Genomic DNA, 19,942 nt, shown 5'->3' on the forward strand with positions numbered 1-19,942 from the left:
CACCTCACTTTAATTAAAGTATCACTATAGCCTTTATTATAACATGAATTACAGTAAACATCTATCACCATAAAATAGAAAATACCTACTTAGCTACTACAAACTACTAAATAGGTATCCTAAAACTGGTATGTATAATTTCCAGTCAAACTCTTTCTGACCGCATGATTAAACTCTAAATACTTATTTAGCTCTAAGCTAAGGCTTAACTGTTGATTAGTAGTGAGTGAATAATTAATATCTTGCTTAAGAATAGCCTGTAAACTACTATTATTATTTAGATTAACTTCTAAACTATAATCTATCTGATTTAACCTCTCTTCATAATTTAAAGTAAGGTCATAATAATCATCCCACTTTTTAGTACTAGCCTCTAGCTTATAAAATAGATTAAACTGATAAGTTCCCGTATCATATTTAGCAGAAATACTTCCTGAATTTTTAGCGTCTAGACGGGCCAACTTCAAATTATAATCCCATAGTCTAGTCTCATAACCTAAGTTTAAAGTAAAGTCTTTAGTAAGATTAATTAACTTTTGCTGTCTAGTCTGATACTTACTTTGTTGTTGATAACCCAAATAGATACTACATTTATTTCCTGCAGTAGTATAGTAATTAAAATTCCAACTATGAGCTAGATCCTTAGTCGTGTGAGCAGCTTGTCTATCTAAATTATTTTCACTATAGATTAAGTCACTATTGATTAATACAGCCCCAAGCTTTCGATAACCACTAAGACTGATTCTATACTTGCCATGTCCAGTATTAAACTTACTTTGGATAGCTGTAAAAGCTGGTGAGCGGTAGGAGAGATTAGAATAATAATGAATTTTATCCTCCCAAAAAGATAAATTCAGTGCTAATGCTTCACCTAACTGCTTTGTATCAGCCCCTAAAACTGCATCTAAATCCAAATTTAAATTAGAATTAGTATAACTATCCTGATAGGCAAGGTAATGATTAGTTTGATTTAGTAATTGATCAGCAGAATAACTTATTTTCTTTCCGTTTTCTTGGTAGCTAATCCCCTTACTGACTAGTTTAGTACTCCCAAACTGACTACTCGAGATTATTCCCTGCCATAATTGAAAATTATCCTGCTTAAAATAAACCCCTACTAAAGACCCACCAACTAAAAACCTAGAAATCATAGGTTGAGAAGTATTTCCCAGTTCCAACTTGGTTTCTTTGCGGTTAATCTTTATTAAATAATTACTATAATTCCAGTCACCTTCTTTAGGAACCCCCATCAAAAAACGATATTCTTTGCTTAAATCAAGTTGGGTATTTATTTGATAACCCTTTATTTCTTGACCATACTCTAAGTGTAGATTATGATTAATATTACTAATATGCTCTCCTATATTAAACCATAGATTATAATAGCTATTATTTTTAGCTTGAACAGTACAACTTATCACTAATATAGTTACTATAATAATTATTCTACTTAGCTGTTTTCCAATTCCCTTCATTATTAAAAACTCCTAATTCTAAAAAGTCGATTTTCAAATGATTAATCTTCCAACCACTGATCATCTTTTCAAGGGTAAAGTGAATATAACCATTATCAGTTAAAATTTTATTTTTCATAATGTCTGTTTTTTCTAACACCTTAAATTTTGCTGTATAAGAGGCTGTATATTGAGTAATTTTATCAAATGTGGTTACTTTATAAGCAAAGCTTAGAGCATAACTATCAGGTTGTGCTTTAAAAACCTGGGCCTGTTCTTTAAGTTCTCCACTATCTTGTTGAGGGTTATATAATTTATCTAATCTCTTGGAATATTCAGTTCCGGCAATAGAATTGATCGTTAAAACTGCTCCTGTTTTATCTTGATTAAATAGATTATATAATTTCTTATACTGATACTTCTGACCACTACTATAAGCATTATATTCTAGAAATTGCTTTGTAATCTCTTCAGCTTGATTTTCTATCTTAGTTCTAGACTGATCATCTATTAGTGTACTTGAATTATTAAATACTAAACAACCTGATAAGCTGGTAGTAATTAAAACAACCATTATAACTATCTTTATTTTTTTAAGCATCTCTGCCCCCCCTTTTCTAATTAATTAGTAAACGCCCAAATCCAAAGCCATTACGATAATCTTCTACTGTAAAGTTAATTTGATTTCCTTTGGGGTTCCCATAGGCATCTTCTACCTCTACTATTATTTTGTTATTTGGCCCATCAGGTAATGGTCTTCTAGCAAAAAGCAGTATCCTTTCCATTTCTTTTTTACTAGGAAAGAATAAAACAGTATAATCTCTACTGGCATTAGTAGGACTCTCTATTCTATCACCATTATTAACGACAAGCTCACCATTAACCTTGATCTTTAAAGTAGCTAAATTAACCTGTACATCAGTTGGTAGTATAATTTCTATTGCAGAACTATTATTAATGTTTAGTCGATGGTCTTTATCGGCTAAATTAAACTTAATCCCCTTAGCGGTATTTCGGGTTTCAAATAAATCAGTAAATGTTGCCGTATCTTTATTCCCTTTAATATCTTTAGCTATTATCTTAACATTGTGTACTCCATCTTTTAACGGAATAGTAGGCATGAATCTAATTGTGTGCTTTTTAGTTCCATCTACTTCTTTACTCTCATAACTAAATATACTCCCTCTAATCTTACCAATCTGAACTGTGATACTATCATCTGTCACTTGAGAAATATCTTTAATTGTAGTTTCAAAGACAGGTTTTCCGGTATAGAAAACACCAAAACTAGTTACCCCTGGTTCTAAAGGAATTATTTTTTCGCCTGTTTCCGTCTTTTTAATGTACTTAATACTTCCTACCTTAGGCCCTGTAGCATCTACCCGAAATTGAAAAGCACTAATAGTTGTTCTTCTGGTGTCTAATTTAGAACTGGTATTCTCTAAGCCATCTATTTCTTCTATACTCCCTGTCGTACTTATAGCATCAAATACCCTTTCTTCTATTTTAGTATCATCTGCCACTAAGACTAAATCATAAATACCATCAGTAGCTGCTTTTGTATTTAATACCTTTAGTAAATCTCGGGTAAAATACTGATTTCTCCAATTTAAATTTGCCAGACCTTGATTATTGTCTAGTTGAATATACTGCCAACCAGGTTTAATATATTCTTGAGGGGCGGCGTACTTCCAAACTCCATTTTTAGTACCATCAATCCCTCTGTACCTAATGGCATACATTACTTCTTGTGCGTCATATATATTAAATCCTAGATCTAATCTACTTTTTCCTACTATAATATTTTGTTGATTATTAAGTAGATTACTATAGTCATTTAAACTAGTACTAATAAATTGTGGCCCAGCAGCATTAATAGTCAATGAGAAAATAAAACTTTTTTTATCACTACTAGGATCACTATCTGCATCTCCTAATTCATCACTATTATTACCAGCTTTATCCGCAGCTGATAATTTTACTACATATTCTCCATCCCCTAAATCTGTATAGGGTACCATAGTAGCTACCTGTTCAGTAGAATTATAATTGATAACTTCTAAAAAACCATTAGTTTCTGCTAACTTAAATTCTGTAGCAAATTCTCCATTTGGATCATTTGAACTCTTAAGATCCTGAATTACAGTACTAACATCTTCATCACCAGGCACTTTAATAAATTTAGCAGTTATAGTATCTGGATTGATTCCTGATAGAGAATCACCTATTTTAGCTTCTAACAACGGCTGAGCAACCTCTCGCACCCCAAATGTCTTTTCATTTGGTAAATTATCTCCTTTTTTGTAAACCTGGATGCTAGGATAATTAGGATCTCTGACAAAGTAATAAGTTGGTCGTTGATAATTATCCCTTTCTTCAGTAGACACACCAGAATTCAAAATATCTAATTTAACAATTCTAAAACCATATTTTTCAGCTTTAGCTATCCCTACTTCTTTTTGAATAGGAGAGGGGTCTAGATACATATAATCTGCTGTGCCAAGATTTTGTTCAGAACTTTTAGGATAATCGTCACTTCCTGCTTCAGGATTATAATTTATCTTACTATAATCAGTTGCCCAACCACTCTCAAAGTTAATTAAATTATTTGTAATATTATAAATACCAAGTTGATTAATTCTATATTTTCGTTTGATAACCTCTGATTCAGCTATAACTCTAATTCTCAAGTCACCTACATCATCCATAGAATCTTTTGTATTACTATGAAGATAATAAACTTTTCCGGGCTGTAGAGAACCTAGTTCAGGATATTCTGTTAACTCTACATCTATAATTGGTGGATTATAAGTCTGACTTAAGCGGAAAGTAGCTGCTTCTTGATAGCCTGATTCTACTCTAGGAATTCTAACTTCAAAAGTATCAAGATTATTAAGGTTTAATTTATTCCTTAGCACCTCATTACTCATAGTAAAAGTTACTACATTAGATCCGACAGGTAGAATATCTTCCTCATTTACCGTTCCATCACTAGAATAAAGTGGAATCTGACCTGTTTCACCTACACCTTCTAGTTCAATTACAGTTGAAGTTAGATCTAGTGCATCTCTAACCTCTGTATCCGTAACAGATTCTTCAAGCATCACAGTTATTTTAATATTTTGCGTTGTAGCTGCCGGTCTAACTACATAATCATGATATCCCATTTCTGTTACTACACTATTAGCAGTCGGACTCATCGATAAAGTACTAAGATCAAGGTAATCTTCTAAGTCTTTAGCGGCAAATACTGCTTTTATAGTAGTAGGGTCAGTAAGAGCAACTGAATAGGTTGGACTACTAGATAATTCAGTTCCAGCTTGGTTGGCCCAATGAGAAAACTCATAGCCTGCCCCAGCTACAGCACTCAATTCAAATTCTCCATTTGTGACTGTAGACTTAGGAAATTCTTCTAGATTACCTTCTGTTACAGTACTAAGATGGTTACTAGTACTTGTTTCATAAACCTCTACGTTCCCTCCTGCTCCTGCTTCAACGGTCAAAGTTGGTTCGAATACCGCATACACCTCACTATAAGTAGCAGTATCAATTGCATATTCTTTCTTTCCATCTCCATCACTATCACTACTACTTATTAGACTAATAGGAGTATCTGGTTTACCATCTGCATCTGTATCTTCAGAAAATTGAAGAAAACTATATCCAGCTTGAGAGGTAATTTCTACTACTGCTTGTCCATCACCAGAAGTTTCATTCTCATCTGGAACTACTCCTCCATATGTATCATTATAATAGATTTTAAGTCCATCTACTGTTGTACTAGTCTGCAGTGCACTAGCTGACAAAGAACCAGCTACAATAAAAAATATTACTAGACAAGACACTAAATATTTATTTTTATAGTTCACCTTTTCTGACCTCCTTCAATATTAATCAATATTAAGTACAAGCTTCTATTTTTATTATTCTTGATTTTAAGTTAATTTCCTTGTTTAATTATAGTTTATGTCATCTAAGGTAAAATCCCAGACATTTTACTGCCTGGGAATTTGTTTACTGTAATTGATAGTATATTTTTAAGATATTATCTAAACTATACTTAAAATTTATAATGGTAATCTTTTTTAGTTTAACTGATTTAATCTTTTTCTCTGTACTTAAGTTTTGTTGGACTAATTTTTTTAGTACCAGTTGCAAACTATCAAACTTTTCGCTACTAGCTAATTCAATTAGTTCTTTTTGGTCTACCTTAACTACCTTACTATCTACCTTAACTGTTTGGGCCAAGGCTACTGGAGCTTGAATAGCTAAGATAGCAACTACCAAACAGAAAATAGTTATTCTTTTCATGCTCACTTCCTCCTTTTTTTGTGGGAGTTAAAATAAAAAGGCCCCTGGAAAAGACCAGGGGCCAAGCTCATAAACTTATGGGAGCTTAATTAAAACTTAACGTTAACTTGTCCTTTTAGACTTTGAGCATCGAAACTATCAGCAGCATCTGCTCCTGTAAAGTTCATAGTTTCATAGCTAACAGTTGCAGTAGCATCTTCAGCTACTTGATAATCTAATCCAGCATTAACAACTGTTTTTTCTCCTGCGATATCTACACGGTCTTCTTTATTGGCCCAAGCATATCCAGCTGTTGCAGTTAACTTATCATTAACTTGATAAGTAGCGTCTACACTAGCTTCTGTATTAACAGCCTGGTTATTATTCTTGTCATAAATAGCAGCAACTTTAGCCTTTGTATCTACCTTAACTCCAGCTACATTAAATTCTGGAGTATAAGCTACACTCATAACTTTATCAGATTTATTAGCAGCACTATCATAATCATAGATAGCTGCTAACTTAACATTACCTAATTCTTCATTAGCTTCTACATATCCTTTTTTAGCTTTAGAGTTTACTTTGTACTCATAGTTACCAAATACATCTACACCATATACATTATAAGCCTTCTCTTCAGCTACTTTAGCAGTTAAAGTAGTCTCTTGTGTAGCGTAATCTTCATACTTAGCAGCTAATTCTACTTTATCTAGATTAGTAGTAGCCTTTAGGTCATAACCTGTTTCAGCTGTAAAGTCTTCGTCTTCTTGGATTGGAGCAAAAGCATCATTAACATACTTGTAATTACCTTCTAGTGCAACAAATCCTAAATCTTTTTTAGCTCCTACTTTAGCTAATTTACCATTTAACTCAGTATCACTAGTAGCAACTTCACCAGTTAAATCAATTCCAGCTAAGTTAAATGCAGTATCAGCACCTACAACAATATTTCTACCTTGTGCATAGTCAGCACCTGCATATACATTAACAGGTAGGTTAAATAAATTAGCTTGCTTAGCAGCTAAAGTCTTTCCGTCTTTATCTTCACCTAAAGCAAGAGTAGAGTTTCCTGCATTAAAGATAACACCATCAATATTATCTTCTCCAGCGAATAAATACTCTTTCCAACCTAGGTCTTGGTCATCTCCAATATTAGCTACAAAATCTTCAGTAGCAACTTCTCCAGAAATACTTTCTAATTTAAAAGCTGTAGCATCAGCACCACCAAAACTATTATTCACAGCTTCTAAATCTAAATCAGCTTGCACGCCATCTTGAGCAACATTTACATTAAAGTCAGCATATTGTTTAAAAGTGTCTTCTGCAATTACTTTATCGTCATCATCAATTACATCATCACCATTGATATCCTTAGTATACGGATCTTGATAAGCAGTTCCACCTTCAACAGTAATATCTTTATACTCTACACCAGTCTCTCCATTGATTTGAACAGCTTCTAAATTATCTAATCTTTGGTCAACCATAGCTAATTCTTGATCAAATTCAGTAGCTAATTTTTCAATTGCTTGAGCTACATCTTTTGTTACTTCTTTATCTTCTTTCTTAATTTTAGTTAATACTTTTGCTGTTAAAGTAGCAACTTCATAACGACTTAATTTTTTCTGTCCTTTAAAAGTGCCATCATTGTAACCATTAATTAGTCCTGCCTTAGCAACTTTCTTTAGAGCGCTAGTAGCCCAATGATCTGCTGGTACATCTGTAAACGGACTAGCCATTACCGGAATACTTAGTGCGAATACTAAAGCCAATGTCAATAGTACAGTTAATTTTGATTTCATTAGTAAATCCCCCTAGTTTGTTTAATCTTTGATTGTTAGAACATTTCTTAATTTAATATCTAATCTATCTAAGATATTACAGTCACAATCAATAATAACTAGGAGTAATTCAAAAGTGAGTGGCCGTGTTTCCTCATTCTTTCCTTACTCTATAGTTTATTATCCCTTAGCAACTGTAATACCTGCTAAATAATCCTCTGTTCGGCTTAGCGGGGGGCACCTCCTTTCCTGCCAGATTTATAGGATTATTTAAACACGAGTTTAGGGTACTACAATATTCAATTTTTCGACAAAATTCGACATTAAGGGTAAAAAATATAAGTGGAACTCATAGTTAAATACTAACACTAGTATCTAATTATCAACTCCTATTATACTTATTTGACGCTTCCTGCCTAATTCCTTTAAGTTAATCCAACCAGTATTACCAGATGATTCTAGATTAACTTTTAATTGCTGATTATCAATCATTACTGCTTTATTATACTTATTTGACGCTTCCTGCCTAATTCCTTTAAGAAAATATATCCAAAAAAAATAAAAACCCCCGGGCGCTTGGCCCGAGGATTATTTATTATTAAGTTAATTAAAACTTAACATCTAAAGTAGTTTTAACTCTAGTAGATGCATTATCAGCATCATCAGCTAATTTAGCTACTGTAGTATTTAAAGTAACATCTTTAGCTACAGTATATTCAGCTCCACCTTCTAAATAAGTGTATACTACATCAGCTTTGTTATCTTTATTAATTGCTTCAGCCTTTAAAACAAGAGCATCAGTTAAATCATAACTACCATTTGCTTTGATAGTAGTAGTCTCTCCTTCGTTCTTATAAGAAACCTCAGCAGTAGCTGCTTTAGTTGGAGTATACTTAGCTCCTGCTTCAATAATATTGTCTGCGTCCTTAGCAGCTTTATAAGTGTACTTACCATTTACACTTAATACATCTGCTACTACAGCATAAGTAGCTCCTGCTTCAACAGTAGCATCTTCATTATAAGTTACCTTACTATCAACAGTTAGCTTCTCTGCTAGAGGTAAAGCCTCAACTCCTACAGTATATTCAGTCTTATCCTCAGTAACAGTAACATCATCATCTTTTACACCAATAAAATCTGCATCAACTTTTTCTACATCAGCGTTTAATGTTCCACCAGCGAATGGCATACTAGCTCCAGCTCTGATTACATTACCTTCATTAGTAACAAAAGTACCATTTAAAGTAATGTCAGAAAGAGTAGTCTTAGCCTCAACAGCATAAGTCTTATCCTCTTTAACACCATTAGTCAATACTCGACCAGTTAAGTTAAGACCAGCTACATCAGTAGCAGCTTCTACAACTTTATAAGTAGTACTAGTATCAGCTTGATTAGCATATAGAACTTTTAAGTCTAAACCAGCAACAGCAGTACTAGCTTCTATACCTTCTAAATCTTCATCATGTAAATAATAGTCTGCTATAGTATAACCACCTAGGTCACCAGCTTTTACAGTTACAGTATCATTTTCAACTGTTACTTTCCCAGTATCTAACTTTAAGTTTCTAACTTCTTCTCCAGCAAAGTCATTATTATCTAGATTTAAAGCAACATCAATAGTTGCTCCCTCAGTCTCAGCAAGAAGATTTAGGTTAAGCTCTTGATTAAATACTTTTTCTTCATTATCTTCAAAGTATTTATCATCATCTAAAATTTCTCCATCTTCCCAATCTTCTTCAAGTGCATTATACTCACCACTAAATTTATCATAAGTAGTAATAGTTTCACCTGTAATCTTTACATTATCCTTAGCAGCAAAAGCTGGAATAGCTAATGCTAAAACTAAAACAAACGCAAGTAATGTTGTAATCTTTTTCATTTTATATCCCCCTTAACATTTTTATTCAAATTAATTTAATAACTTATTCAAAAAATATTAAATTTTCGACGCGCGGGGATTCACCTCCTTTCCCGTCCTTTATTATGTAAATAGATCGTTATTTAACTATTTGTATAAAACTGAACAAAGTCCTGCAAAATAAACTAAAAAAATCAGAAAATTTATTTTTTCCTAGATTCCACCAGCCATTTGGTATTATTATAACATAATAATCCATTAAATACAACTTGTGTTACATATATTTCTTAATCTTCAGATAATTTACAAAAAGCATTTTAATCCTTTTTTAGATATCTAGTTGCTAAGATAACTGCTACATAATCATCAATCGGTTGCGGAGGTGTCTGTAGAGAAGTAGGAAGTAACCTTCTCCAACCAGTAGGCGGATTATCCTGCCAGTAAATAGCCCTAGCTTCTAGAGTAGAATGGGCTTCATCAACTATGATAACCCGCTTAAAAAATTCTTCAATTTCTATTTTAATTTCTTGACTCTTAGTACCATCCCCTAAAACTAAATCTTCAACTTGATATTTTTCTTGTGTTTTTTCTACTTTAGACTTTAAATCAGTGGTCGCTACCACTTCCTTATACTCAACGGTTAGATCTTTTTTAACAACTGCTAACCCACACTTATCCCTGCCGGGATCAATTGCTATAATCATCTTAACTCTCCACCTTAAATTTAATATTCTGGGCCAAACTATCATCCCGCCAAATATCTTCTTTAGCTACTACTTTAACTAACCTGCTTTTATTTGTTTGACGTAACTGATCTACTAATTGATATAATTGTTTTAGAGTTAAATCCACTACTTTCCCTTGCTTATTAGGCAACATCCCCGCTTGAATAACTTTTTGATTAAGTTTAGCTTTTAATTGTTTTAACTGTATTTCTAAATCAGCTAGCTTAGTAAAGGTTACCTCGTGGGTTAAAATAATATCCCCCGTCTGATAAACTTTATAATCACTATACAAATCAAAATTTAACTTTAGTTTTTCATTCTTAAAAGTATTTTTAGCAGCTAATAACCTCACAATCATTTTATTATCCCGTTTATTTAAAATATTAATTGCTTTGACTAATTCCTGTTGACTATAAGTTGTAACTTTTGTTAACCCTTTTTTAGTAGCCAGTTTTTTTGCTTGCAGGATTAATTGCTGGAGTTTATAATTTAATTCCTCCTGTGAGAGGTTACCCCTGATTGAATCACTGGTTACTACTGTACCTTTAGGATAAATAATATCTCCTGTTAAAGAATAAAAATATTTCTTCCCAAACAAACTTAAGTTATGGGCCAAGTTATTAACCTGTTTAGTTAAAGCTTGCTGTTGTAGAGATAGATTTTTTACTTGCCTTTTTAACTCTAGCTTACGCCCTTTAACAACCTTGATCTTAGCACTTAAAGTAGTTAAACGTTGATTCTTAGCCTCTACTGTTTGATTTAAATTATCTAATTTAGTTAATAAAGCCTGCATATCAAATAAAGCCTGTCTTATATTCTCAGAGCCAGCTATTAATACCCCTAAAGAACTAAGAGCAATTAAAATCCCAGTTACTACTGTTATAATGATCGAGGTATATTTAGGACGTAATCCAAAGAGGGACAGACGCTTTCTTCCTACCTTCATACCGATTTTATCACCAACATAAGCTATTAATCCTCCTGCCACAATCAAAATCAAGATTAATTGGATTATATACATCCTAATCCCTCCTTTCTTTTAGTTTATCTACTCTCTTTAATTACTAGTCCAATTCCTACTAGAGCAAAGACTATATTCTGCAACCAAGCCCCTAGCCAAGGAGCTATATGACCAGCCTGTCCTAAAGTAGAACCTACTGTCATTAAGGTATAATAAATAAAAATCACAATAATACTCAACCCTAAACCAATCGAAGAACCTGACCGATTAGGCTTCATACCTAACGGAGCTCCTAATAAAGCAAAAATAAAACAAGCAAAAGGAACGGCTAATCGTTGGTGATAAGCCACTAGTAACTTCTTAACATTTCTACCCTCCTGCTTCATTAACTTAATATGCTCTGCTAAAGCATCCAATGTCATCTCCGCTGGTTCTTTTTGGGTTCGATTTATCTGCTGAGGAGTTCTAGGTAATCTATTCTTCATACTTAACCGTTGAAATGTAGTTTGAGGGACACGCCCTTCTTTAGTAATTGTATAACTAGTTCCGTGAAGAAAGACCCATTCATCTCTTTCCCATTTAGCCTTATTAGCTTGAATGATTAATCTTAACTTACCCTGCTCATAATCTTGCCAAGTAACCCCGGTCAAAGTCTTTGTCCGGCCATCAAATTTATTAGCTGTTAGGACAAAATCAAGCTTACCTGTCTGATTATCTACAGGGGCTATTCGCAGGTTCCGTTGGGTTTTAGGCATAGCTTCACCATGTCTTAATCTCCAGACTATTTCTTGGTAAGCATTTTGACTAGCAGGTACTAACTGATTGTCAAAAAAGATGGTTACCCCACTGACCAATAAACCTACTATTAAGACTGGAGTTATCAATCTTATAAAACTAACTCCGCCAGCTTTTAAAGCTATAATCTCACTATCACCCGATAAACGACCAAAGGATAATAAAGTAGCTAGTAGCATAGACATAGGAAAAGTCCAGACAATAATCTGGGGTAAACTAAGAAAAAATAACTTAATTGTTGTTAGTAAAGGAACTCCATACTGCATCATCATCTTACCTAATCTAACTAAAATATCTGATCCTACAAAGATACTAGTAAAAGCAAAAACACCAAATAAAAAAGGTTGAATTAATTCCTTTAGTAAATATCTATCAATAATCTTCATTTCCAGTTGCACCCACCTTATTACATTGTAAACTTCTCTCCTAAATAGAATTCTTTAGCTACTTCACTATTAGCAACTTCATCTGAAGTTCCTGATAGTAATATTTCTCCTTGGTGCATAATATAAGCCCGGTCAGTAATCGCTAATGTCTCTCGTACACTATGATCGGTTATCAAAACACCTAGATCCTTACTTTTAAGATGAGAAATAATCTCTTGAATATCACTAACTGCAATCGGATCAACCCCTGCAAATGGCTCATCTAATAGAATATAATCTGGATTAGTAACTAATGAACGAGCAATTTCTACTCTCCTTCTCTCCCCACCGGATAACATATAACCTTTCCGATCTCTAATATGTCCTATCTCAAATTCTTCTAATAATGATTCTACAATCTCTTGGTTAGGCTCTGATCGGTCTATCATCTCTAAAATGGCCATTAGATTTTCTTCAACTGTTAACTTTCTAAAGACAGATGCTTCTTGGGCCAAGTAACCAATCCCTTTGCGAGCCCGTTTATGCATTGATAATTTAGTAATATCATTGTCATTAAGCTTAACTCGACCACCATTAGGCTTTACTAAACCTACCACCATATAAAAGGTTGTTGTCTTACCCGCACCATTAGGCCCTAAAATCCCTACTACTTCACCTTGCTTAACCTCAAAACTAACTTGATCTACTACATTTTTACCATCATACGTCTTAATTAGTTTTTCTGCTCTAATTGGCATCCTAATCACCTTGCTTATTTGGGATTATAAACTTTGTTTTACCCTGAGTTGTTATCTTTCTTGTCTCTAAATCTATAATTACTTTAGGAGCAATCATTCGCCGACTACCACGATTAACCTCTACATCACCACTTAATACTACCTCTTGTTTATCTTGGTTATAATTTATTCTTTCTGCTCTAGCTGTTAAATCTTGCGTAGGGTCTTTTAAATATGCCCCTCCTGTAACCGCTAAATGATCTGCTTTTAGATCAAATTCAAACTGCTGTCCTGTAATTAACATTTTATCTCTAATTAATCGTGGGTTACCAGTTAGAGAGCCCGTCTGTGTTTTATAATTTAAGTCTAACTGCTTACCCTTCAGTTGACTATTATTTTGTTTAAAGACTACATCTCCGATAGCTGTTACCTGCTCTAAATCCTGCTGAGCAATAATTTTATTAGCTTTTAATAAGGTATTATTCTGACGTAAAGTAACACCACCACTAGCAATTAGTTGGGATTTTAGATCATCAACCACTAATTTACTAGCTGTTAATTCAGTTGCCTCTTGATTAGCTGCTAGTCCAACAGATATAGACAGTAATAGACTAAGTATAATTCCACTAGTGATAATTATTCTTTTATTCATCAAATCACCTGCTTCTTAATTTATAATTGCTACGGGCCCATTCCTCACCACTCTAACATCACCTAACACTTGTAACTTCTTTAAATCAATCTGACTAATAAAATTATCCCCTGTAATCTTTAAACCTGGTTGCTTAATTACTATCTCCCCTCGACCAACTAGTTGATTCTTGACTTGATTCCACTTTAAATGGTTAGCTTTGACTAATTTTTCTTTGCTTTTAATAGTAATTGGCCCCTCTAGAGATAAAAAACCTGTTTGAGGGTCAAACTCACCTTTATTAGCTACTAAGGAGATCACTTCTGTCTGATTTTGATAGACAGTAGCACTAATCTGATGTAACTTAACTCGTTTAGGATTATTAAATCTATAAATTGTTTGAGCACTTAATCGCCATTTAGTATTACCATCTTTACTATAAAGACTAATTGCTGCATTTTTCAACTTTGTATTGGCTTCTCTTTTATCCTGAATTGGTTCTTTAGAGATCCTATCTTGGGGTTTAGGGGATGGCCGCTTAATTAATAAATAACCACTAGCTAATAAAATAATAATTATTATAATAATCCCGATCTTTTTCATTGCTCATCCTCCTTAGAAGGATCTGTCTTCCATCTACGGTGTAACCAAAGCCATTGGTCTGGATACTCTCTAATTTTTTCTTCTAAAGAAGTAGTTAATTTTTGTAAAACTTTTTTTCTTTCATCTCTACTAGCATCTTGAGTTAGTTGCAATGGCTCCTCTACAACTAAAGAATAGTTATCTATTCCTTCTCTAATCATATATATAGGTAGGATTAAACTTTGCGCTTTCTGAGCCAAGACTGCGGGCCCTTTAGGTGTTGAAGCTAATCTATGAAAAAATTGAACAAACTCCCCGGCTTGATGAGCATCTTGGTCACCTAAAATCACTAATAATTCCTTCTTTAACAAAGCCTTAAAAGAGCTTTTTACTTGCTTACGATTGAAAATTTTAGCACCATGTATCTCCCTAAGTTGCCATAACTCTTCAGTTATTAAATCACTCCTCTGTTCTTTAGCAATTGCATTAACCGGATATCCTAGCCAAGAAAGATAAATGCCTAATAGCTCCCAATTACCAAGATGGCCTGTAAATAGAACAATCCCCTGACCTTGCTCATAAGCCTTTTCTAAATTATCAAGTCCTTCAACTGTTATTCTATGATTAAAATCCTCTTTATTCCATTTCTCTAGTCTAAATATTTCTATAAATTTAAAAGCTAATTCTTTAAAAACATCTTTAGTTAACTTATAAGCTTCCTCTTGAGAATAATCAAGGGCTAACTTAATATTTTTAATTCCTAACTCACGTCTATCCTTAACTAAATAAAAAAGTAAATTACCTAACCCTGAGGCTAAATAATAACTAACTTGAATCGGTAAAACCTTAGCTAACCACTTACCAAATCTAAAAATATAATATTTTAGTCTCTTTTGCACCTTTAACAACTCCTTGTGACAACTTCAATAAATAATCTTAAGCCTGCAAAAGTAGTTCTATTGCTTCCCTAACTGCACCTCTACCTCCAGCACGTTTTGTTATATAATCTACCTTTTCTTTAACTTGACTTACTCCATTAGCTACAGTCAAAGCCAGTCCAACCTTCTCTAAAATAGGTAGATCATTGACGTCGTCACCAATATAAGCCACTTCATCTTCTGTAATTTGATATTTCTCTAATAAACTAGTAAAAACTCCTAATTTATCATCAATATTTTGATAAACTTGATCAATTTCTAATTCATCTGCTCTACGTTCTACTAACTTAGATTCTCGCCCTGTAATAATCGCTGTCTTAATCCCTGCCTCTTGAGCCAATTTAATCCCCATACCATCCTGAACATGAAAAAATTTGAACTCCTCACCGTCATTACCGAGTACGATTCTGCCATCTGTTAACACACCATCAACATCTGTAATAAATAATTTTATCTTAACTACTTTTTCTTTTAGTTGCTCATCCATTATTTTCACCTCTTATCAATTTGAAATTAACTAAATAACCCCAGCCTTAAGTAAGTCTTGAAAATTAACTAATCCTAAAGGTTTACCTTCTTGGTCCACTACTGGCAAATCATTAATCTCTTTATCTTGCATAATTTTTAGTGCTTCTGCTGCTAATTTATCCGGTGTAATAGTTGTAGGCCCTACAGACATTATCTCTTGGGCTTCTTTATGCATTAAATGAGGATCTTCTTCTAACAATCGCCTAATATCACCATCAGTAATAATCCCTGCTAATTCACCTTCAGCATCAACAATATTAGCTGCGCCCATCCTAGTAGAAGTCATAACAAATAAAGTCTCTTTTAAAGTAGAATCCTGCTTAACTATTGGATTACGTTCTCTAACATGTAATACGTCATCAACTGTCAATAATAGTTGCCTACCTAAACTACCTCCTGGATGATAAAGTGCAAAATCTTCTGGTTTAAAGTCTCTAATAGCCAATAATACCATTGCTAAGGCATCACCTAAAGCTAAGGCTGCTGTAGTACTAGCTGTTGGTGCTAAATTTAACGGACAAGCTTCTTCTTCAATAGCAGCTTCTAAAGTATAATCTCCAGTTTGGGCCAAAGTCGATTCAATATTACCAGTAATAGCTGCAATTTGGGCTCCGATCCGTTTAATTACAGGTAAGATATTGACTATTTCTTCTGTTTCTCCACTATTAGAGATAGCAATTATTATATCCTTTTCAGTTACCATCCCCAAATCACCATGGATTGCCTCAGCTGGATGAAGAAAAAAAGCAGGAGTTCCGGTACTAGATAAAGTAGCTGCTAATTTCTTAGCAATAAAACCTGACTTACCCATCCCCGTCATAATCACTCGCCCCGTACAATCTAAAATTTCTTGTACCACAGCTACAAATTCCTGATCTATTGCTTCAGATACACCTTTTATAGCTTCTGCTTCAATCTTTAGTACTTCTTGAGCTTGTTCTTTTATTGCTATCTCTTTTTGAGACATTTTAACCCCTCCGTACAATATTATTAATTTCTTGGGCTTGCTTAAGTAAATCTTCTAAATCTTCTAATCGCACCATATTTGGCCCATCACATAAAGCAGTATCTGGCCTATCATGCACCTCCATAAATAAAGAATCAATTCCAGCACCTACAGCAGCCCGAGTTAAATATGGTACATACTCTCGTTCTCCTGTTGAGGAATCACCTGCTCCACCCGGCAACTGAACACTATGAGTAGCATCAAAAACAACTGGATAACCTGTTTCTCTCATGCGAGGTAGAGAACGCATATCTACTACTAAATTATTGTAGCCAAAAGAAGCTCCCCGTTCTGTTAATAAAATCTTTTTATTACCTGTACTTTCAATCTTCTCTATCACTTGTTCAATATCCCATGGTGCTAAAAATTGCCCCTTTTTAACATTAACCACCCTGCCAGTTTTACCAACAGCAGTTACTAAATCAGTCTGCCGGGATAGAAAGGCTGGAACCTGAATAACATTTAAAACCTCTCCTGCTACTTTAGCTTCTTTAACAGAATGAACATCAGATAATACTGGTAGATTAAATTCATCCTTTACTCGCTGTAAAATCTTTAACCCCTTCTCTAATCCAGGACCACGATAAGATTCAATTGAAGAACGATTAGCTTTATCATAAGAAGATTTAAAAACATACGGAATATCCAATTTAGTAGTAATTTTTTTCAATTCTTCTGCCATTCGTAAAACATGATCTTCACTTTCAATTACACAAGGTCCAGCTAATAAAACAAAAGGGTTGTCAGCTCCAAACTTAACATCATCATTTAATACTACTTCATTTACCATTTATACCCCTCCAATTAAATTCATGATTGATTTACTATCTTCCTTACCTTCTCTAAATCATCTTTAGTATCAACCCCAATAGATTGATGCTCTGTCTTAACAACCTTAATCTTATAACCATTCTCTAAAGCTCTTAGTTGCTCTAAAGATTCCTGCTGCTCTAAAGGAGTAGCAGGTAAATCAGCATAATTTAATAAAAATTCTCTACGATAAACGTATAATCCAATATGTTTATAATAAGTAATATCATTTTCCTGGTGTGGATAGGGAATAGGTGCGCGAGAAAAATAAAGAGCAAAATCATTCTTATCAGTTACTACTTTAACCAGATTGGGATTTTCTAATTCTTCTGCGCTAATGATGGGATGTTTTAGAGTTCCCATCTGCAAATTATTATCCTCTAATAAAGGTTTCACTGCTTGATCAATCATCTCCGGAGCTATTAATGGTTCATCTCCTTGGACATTAACAATAATATCTGCCTCTAAATCATTGGCTACTTCAGCCAAACGATCAGTTCCTGTCTGGTGCTGAGAAGATGTCATTTCTACCTTACCCCCAAAGTCTTTAACTACTTGATAAATTCTTTGGTCATCGGTAGCTACAATCACCTGATCTAGATTTTGAGCTTGAGCAGTTCTTTCATAAACATGTTGAATCATTGCTTTACCCTTAATCTTTTTAATTGGCTTCCCTGGTAGCCGAGTAGAACTATAACGTGCTGGAATAATAGCTATTACTTTCATCGTTGTAATCCCTCCAACTGAATAAGAAGTTGATCTGCTTTTTCTTTAGAATCAAGAATCTCTATTTCAATCCCTAATACCTCAAGATTAATCTGCTGACGATTTATTTCAGCTACTAATTCTTGATTAATACTAACTACGTCCTTTTCAGTAGTAATAATTCGATCTACATTCTGTTTAGAAGCAATAGTAAAAATCTCCATGATTTGGTCTTTAGTATAGGTATGATGATCAATAAACCGAAACTTATCTACTACTTGAGCTCCTAGATTCCGTAGTGTCTCTTCAAAAGCTTGTGGATTACCAATCCCTGATACAGCTAGTACCTTTTCTCCCTCTAAATCTAATTGTTTATACTCTTGCTTTCCTATATTTCGTAAATAAGTTGGTTTATGACGAGTAGTAATAATCAAGGCTTGGGGATTAAATCTTCTCAAACACTTCTTAATTTTTTTTAATTTTTCAGGGGTTATCTGGTCTGCTTTAGTCAACAACAAGCAATTAGCACGTTGAAGACTAGTTACTGGTTCTCTTAATCTACCTCGTGGTAATAAATAACCATTAGCAAAAGGATTAGTCGCATCAACTACTACTAAATCGTAATCTCTTTTTACCTGCCAATGTTGAAAAGCATCATCTAAAATAATAAAATCCGGGCTAAATTCTTCTAGAGCTAACTTACCCGCTTTACTTCTTTCTTTACCAATCAATACAGGAGTAGAAAATAAACTACTAGCTAACATATAAGCTTCATCACCAGCTTTTTGAGCGGATAACAAAATCTCTTCTCCGTCTGTTACTATCCCCAATTCTTTTTCTAATTGGCCCTTATAACCTCGATTAATAATAACTGATTGATAATTATTCTTTTCTAGTCTACGGGCTAACATCTTAACTACTGGAGTTTTGCCTGTACCTCCTACTGTTATATTACCTACACTAATCACAGGTACAGACAACTTAGTTGATTTTTTAATTCCCCAGTCATAGGCCTTCTTTCTAGTCCAAACTATACCTTGGTAAACCCAAGCTAAACCGGTTAATAAAACTAAAACAACTTTATCTTTAATACTCCGCTTTTGTCCTGTAATTACTTCCAATAGATACTTTTCTAATTTCATAATTATGCCTCCAGCATCTTTTGGGCACTAACAACTGCTGCTTCAAGATGTTCTTTCAATTTCTGTTGATAACATTCATTAACCTCTGTTACTTCTAAAGGCTTACCGTATACTAAAGCCCCTTTAGCAAGAGGGTATGGTAACTCGAATTTATCCCAACTATTAAAAACCTTTTTTTTAGAAAAAGACACCCCCAAAGGAATAATTGTACTATTTGTCTTTTGAGCTAAATATAAAATACCAGATTTAACTTTATGTCGAGGACCGGTTGGCCCGTCTGGAGTAATAGCTACATTTTTTCCTCTTCTTATCTCTTTAACTAACTTAAGCAAAGAGCGAGCTCCTCCTCTAGAAGTAGAACCCCTAACCACTCCCCAGCCAAGTTTATTTAAAACTTGACTAATATATTCACCATCATCACTTTGACTAGCTAATGCAATATGACCTTTGTTTCTAAGATGATAAACAGGCAACCATAGTTGTCCATGCCACATAGCAAAAATAATCTGTTTATTATCCTTTTGTAAATTGGTTACTCTTGATTCATTCTTAACTTGTAACCTTAGACTACCATTAGTCATCTTAGATAACCAGTAAGCCAGCCAAGGAATTATCCTTTTTTTCATCCTATCAC

At 33.8% G+C, this 19,942-nt stretch carries 19 protein-coding genes; all 19 read right to left on the reverse strand.

Annotation, left to right across the window (positions count from 1 at the left end):
- Positions 1–119: 119 nt before the first annotated feature.
- Positions 120–1,475: a hypothetical protein gene (locus tag HALHA_RS11765; protein ID WP_015327991.1), complete on the reverse strand. Its 1,356-nt coding sequence runs from the start codon at positions 1,473–1,475 to the stop codon at positions 120–122.
- A complete protein-coding gene (locus tag HALHA_RS11770; RefSeq protein ID WP_015327992.1) occupies positions 1,447–2,055 on the reverse strand; it encodes a hypothetical protein in 609 nt (202 codons plus the stop codon). The genes HALHA_RS11765 and HALHA_RS11770 overlap by 29 nt, the downstream gene beginning before the upstream one ends.
- 16 nt (positions 2,056–2,071) lie before the next feature.
- A complete protein-coding gene (locus tag HALHA_RS11775; protein ID WP_015327993.1) occupies positions 2,072–5,323 on the reverse strand; it encodes an InlB B-repeat-containing protein in 3,252 nt (1,083 codons plus the stop codon).
- 145 nt (positions 5,324–5,468) lie between these two features.
- The gene (locus HALHA_RS11780; protein WP_015327994.1) at positions 5,469–5,765 is read right to left on the reverse strand and encodes a hypothetical protein; all 297 of its coding nucleotides are present in this window, start codon (positions 5,763–5,765) and stop codon (positions 5,469–5,471) included.
- A gap of 89 nt (positions 5,766–5,854) precedes the next feature.
- Positions 5,855–7,546, reverse strand: coding sequence for an S-layer homology domain-containing protein (locus tag HALHA_RS11785; protein WP_015327995.1), 1,692 nt, complete (start codon positions 7,544–7,546; stop codon positions 5,855–5,857).
- Positions 7,547–8,132: 586 nt separating this feature from the next.
- Positions 8,133–9,404 carry a hypothetical protein gene (locus HALHA_RS11790; RefSeq protein ID WP_015327996.1) on the reverse strand — a complete coding sequence of 424 codons (1,272 nt, stop codon included), beginning with the start codon at positions 9,402–9,404 and terminating at the stop codon, positions 8,133–8,135.
- Positions 9,405–9,700: 296 nt separating this feature from the next.
- Positions 9,701–10,087, reverse strand: coding sequence for a RuvC family protein (locus HALHA_RS11795; RefSeq protein WP_015327997.1), 387 nt, complete (start codon positions 10,085–10,087; stop codon positions 9,701–9,703).
- Between the two features lies 1 nt (position 10,088).
- Positions 10,089–11,129: a DUF3084 domain-containing protein gene (locus HALHA_RS13190; protein ID WP_015327998.1), complete on the reverse strand. Its 1,041-nt coding sequence runs from the start codon at positions 11,127–11,129 to the stop codon at positions 10,089–10,091.
- Between the two features lie 23 nt (positions 11,130–11,152).
- Positions 11,153–12,250, reverse strand: a complete 1,098-nt coding sequence (locus tag HALHA_RS11805) for an LptF/LptG family permease (protein ID WP_015327999.1) — start codon at positions 12,248–12,250, stop codon at positions 11,153–11,155.
- 20 nt (positions 12,251–12,270) lie between these two features.
- Complete coding sequence (gene lptB / locus HALHA_RS11810) at positions 12,271–12,987, reverse strand: LPS export ABC transporter ATP-binding protein (RefSeq protein WP_015328000.1); 717 nt, start codon at positions 12,985–12,987, stop codon at positions 12,271–12,273.
- Position 12,988: 1 nt separating this feature from the next.
- Positions 12,989–13,618, reverse strand: a complete 630-nt coding sequence (locus HALHA_RS11815; RefSeq protein WP_015328001.1) for an LptA/OstA family protein — start codon at positions 13,616–13,618, stop codon at positions 12,989–12,991.
- A gap of 15 nt (positions 13,619–13,633) precedes the next feature.
- Positions 13,634–14,200, reverse strand: coding sequence for an LPS export ABC transporter periplasmic protein LptC (gene lptC / locus HALHA_RS11820; protein ID WP_015328002.1), 567 nt, complete (start codon positions 14,198–14,200; stop codon positions 13,634–13,636).
- Positions 14,197–15,078 (reverse strand): lysophospholipid acyltransferase family protein, encoded by an 882-nt coding sequence (locus HALHA_RS11825; RefSeq protein WP_015328003.1) that lies wholly within the window; start codon positions 15,076–15,078, stop codon positions 14,197–14,199. The genes lptC and HALHA_RS11825 overlap by 4 nt, the downstream gene beginning before the upstream one ends.
- Before the next feature lie 37 nt (positions 15,079–15,115).
- Positions 15,116–15,604, reverse strand: a complete 489-nt coding sequence (locus HALHA_RS11830) for a KdsC family phosphatase (protein WP_015328004.1) — start codon at positions 15,602–15,604, stop codon at positions 15,116–15,118.
- Between the two features lie 30 nt (positions 15,605–15,634).
- Positions 15,635–16,612, reverse strand: a complete 978-nt coding sequence (locus HALHA_RS11835) for a KpsF/GutQ family sugar-phosphate isomerase (protein ID WP_015328005.1) — start codon at positions 16,610–16,612, stop codon at positions 15,635–15,637.
- 1 nt (position 16,613) lies between these two features.
- Positions 16,614–17,441, reverse strand: coding sequence for a 3-deoxy-8-phosphooctulonate synthase (gene kdsA / locus HALHA_RS11840; RefSeq protein WP_015328006.1), 828 nt, complete (start codon positions 17,439–17,441; stop codon positions 16,614–16,616).
- A gap of 20 nt (positions 17,442–17,461) precedes the next feature.
- Positions 17,462–18,187, reverse strand: coding sequence for a 3-deoxy-manno-octulosonate cytidylyltransferase (gene kdsB, locus HALHA_RS11845; RefSeq protein ID WP_015328007.1), 726 nt, complete (start codon positions 18,185–18,187; stop codon positions 17,462–17,464).
- Positions 18,184–19,308: a tetraacyldisaccharide 4'-kinase gene (gene lpxK / locus HALHA_RS11850; protein WP_015328008.1), complete on the reverse strand. Its 1,125-nt coding sequence runs from the start codon at positions 19,306–19,308 to the stop codon at positions 18,184–18,186. The genes kdsB and lpxK overlap by 4 nt, the downstream gene beginning before the upstream one ends.
- A gap of 2 nt (positions 19,309–19,310) precedes the next feature.
- The gene (locus tag HALHA_RS11855) at positions 19,311–19,934 is read right to left on the reverse strand and encodes a lysophospholipid acyltransferase family protein (RefSeq protein WP_015328009.1); all 624 of its coding nucleotides are present in this window, start codon (positions 19,932–19,934) and stop codon (positions 19,311–19,313) included.
- Positions 19,935–19,942 lie beyond the last annotated feature (8 nt).

Source organism: Halobacteroides halobius DSM 5150 (genome assembly GCF_000328625.1).
In the GTDB taxonomy this organism is placed as follows: domain Bacteria; phylum Bacillota; class Halanaerobiia; order Halobacteroidales; family Halobacteroidaceae; genus Halobacteroides; species Halobacteroides halobius.

Excerpts from the sequence above, each read along its gene's own strand:
- HALHA_RS11790 (WP_015327996.1), bottom strand. The coding sequence starts at position 9,404 with ATGAAAAAGATTACAACATTACTTGCGTTTGTTTTAGTTTTAGCATTA.
- kdsA (WP_015328006.1), bottom strand. The coding sequence starts at position 17,441 with ATGGTAAATGAAGTAGTATTAAATGATGATGTTAAGTTTGGAGCTGAC.
- HALHA_RS13190 (WP_015327998.1), bottom strand. The coding sequence starts at position 11,129 with ATGTATATAATCCAATTAATCTTGATTTTGATTGTGGCAGGAGGATTA.
- HALHA_RS11835 (WP_015328005.1), bottom strand. The coding sequence starts at position 16,612 with ATGTCTCAAAAAGAGATAGCAATAAAAGAACAAGCTCAAGAAGTACTA.
- HALHA_RS11780 (WP_015327994.1), bottom strand. The coding sequence starts at position 5,765 with ATGAAAAGAATAACTATTTTCTGTTTGGTAGTTGCTATCTTAGCTATT.
- HALHA_RS11795 (WP_015327997.1), bottom strand. The coding sequence starts at position 10,087 with ATGATTATAGCAATTGATCCCGGCAGGGATAAGTGTGGGTTAGCAGTT.
- HALHA_RS11830 (WP_015328004.1), bottom strand. The coding sequence starts at position 15,604 with ATGGATGAGCAACTAAAAGAAAAAGTAGTTAAGATAAAATTATTTATT.
- kdsB (WP_015328007.1), bottom strand. The coding sequence starts at position 18,187 with ATGAAAGTAATAGCTATTATTCCAGCACGTTATAGTTCTACTCGGCTA.
- HALHA_RS11765 (WP_015327991.1), bottom strand. The coding sequence starts at position 1,475 with ATGAAGGGAATTGGAAAACAGCTAAGTAGAATAATTATTATAGTAACT.
- HALHA_RS11785 (WP_015327995.1), bottom strand. The coding sequence starts at position 7,546 with ATGAAATCAAAATTAACTGTACTATTGACATTGGCTTTAGTATTCGCA.
- HALHA_RS11815 (WP_015328001.1), bottom strand. The coding sequence starts at position 13,618 with ATGAATAAAAGAATAATTATCACTAGTGGAATTATACTTAGTCTATTA.
- lpxK (WP_015328008.1), bottom strand. The coding sequence starts at position 19,308 with ATGAAATTAGAAAAGTATCTATTGGAAGTAATTACAGGACAAAAGCGG.
- lptB (WP_015328000.1), bottom strand. The coding sequence starts at position 12,987 with ATGCCAATTAGAGCAGAAAAACTAATTAAGACGTATGATGGTAAAAAT.
- lptC (WP_015328002.1), bottom strand. The coding sequence starts at position 14,200 with ATGAAAAAGATCGGGATTATTATAATAATTATTATTTTATTAGCTAGT.
- HALHA_RS11770 (WP_015327992.1), bottom strand. The coding sequence starts at position 2,055 with ATGCTTAAAAAAATAAAGATAGTTATAATGGTTGTTTTAATTACTACC.
- HALHA_RS11855 (WP_015328009.1), bottom strand. The coding sequence starts at position 19,934 with ATGAAAAAAAGGATAATTCCTTGGCTGGCTTACTGGTTATCTAAGATG.
- HALHA_RS11805 (WP_015327999.1), bottom strand. The coding sequence starts at position 12,250 with ATGAAGATTATTGATAGATATTTACTAAAGGAATTAATTCAACCTTTT.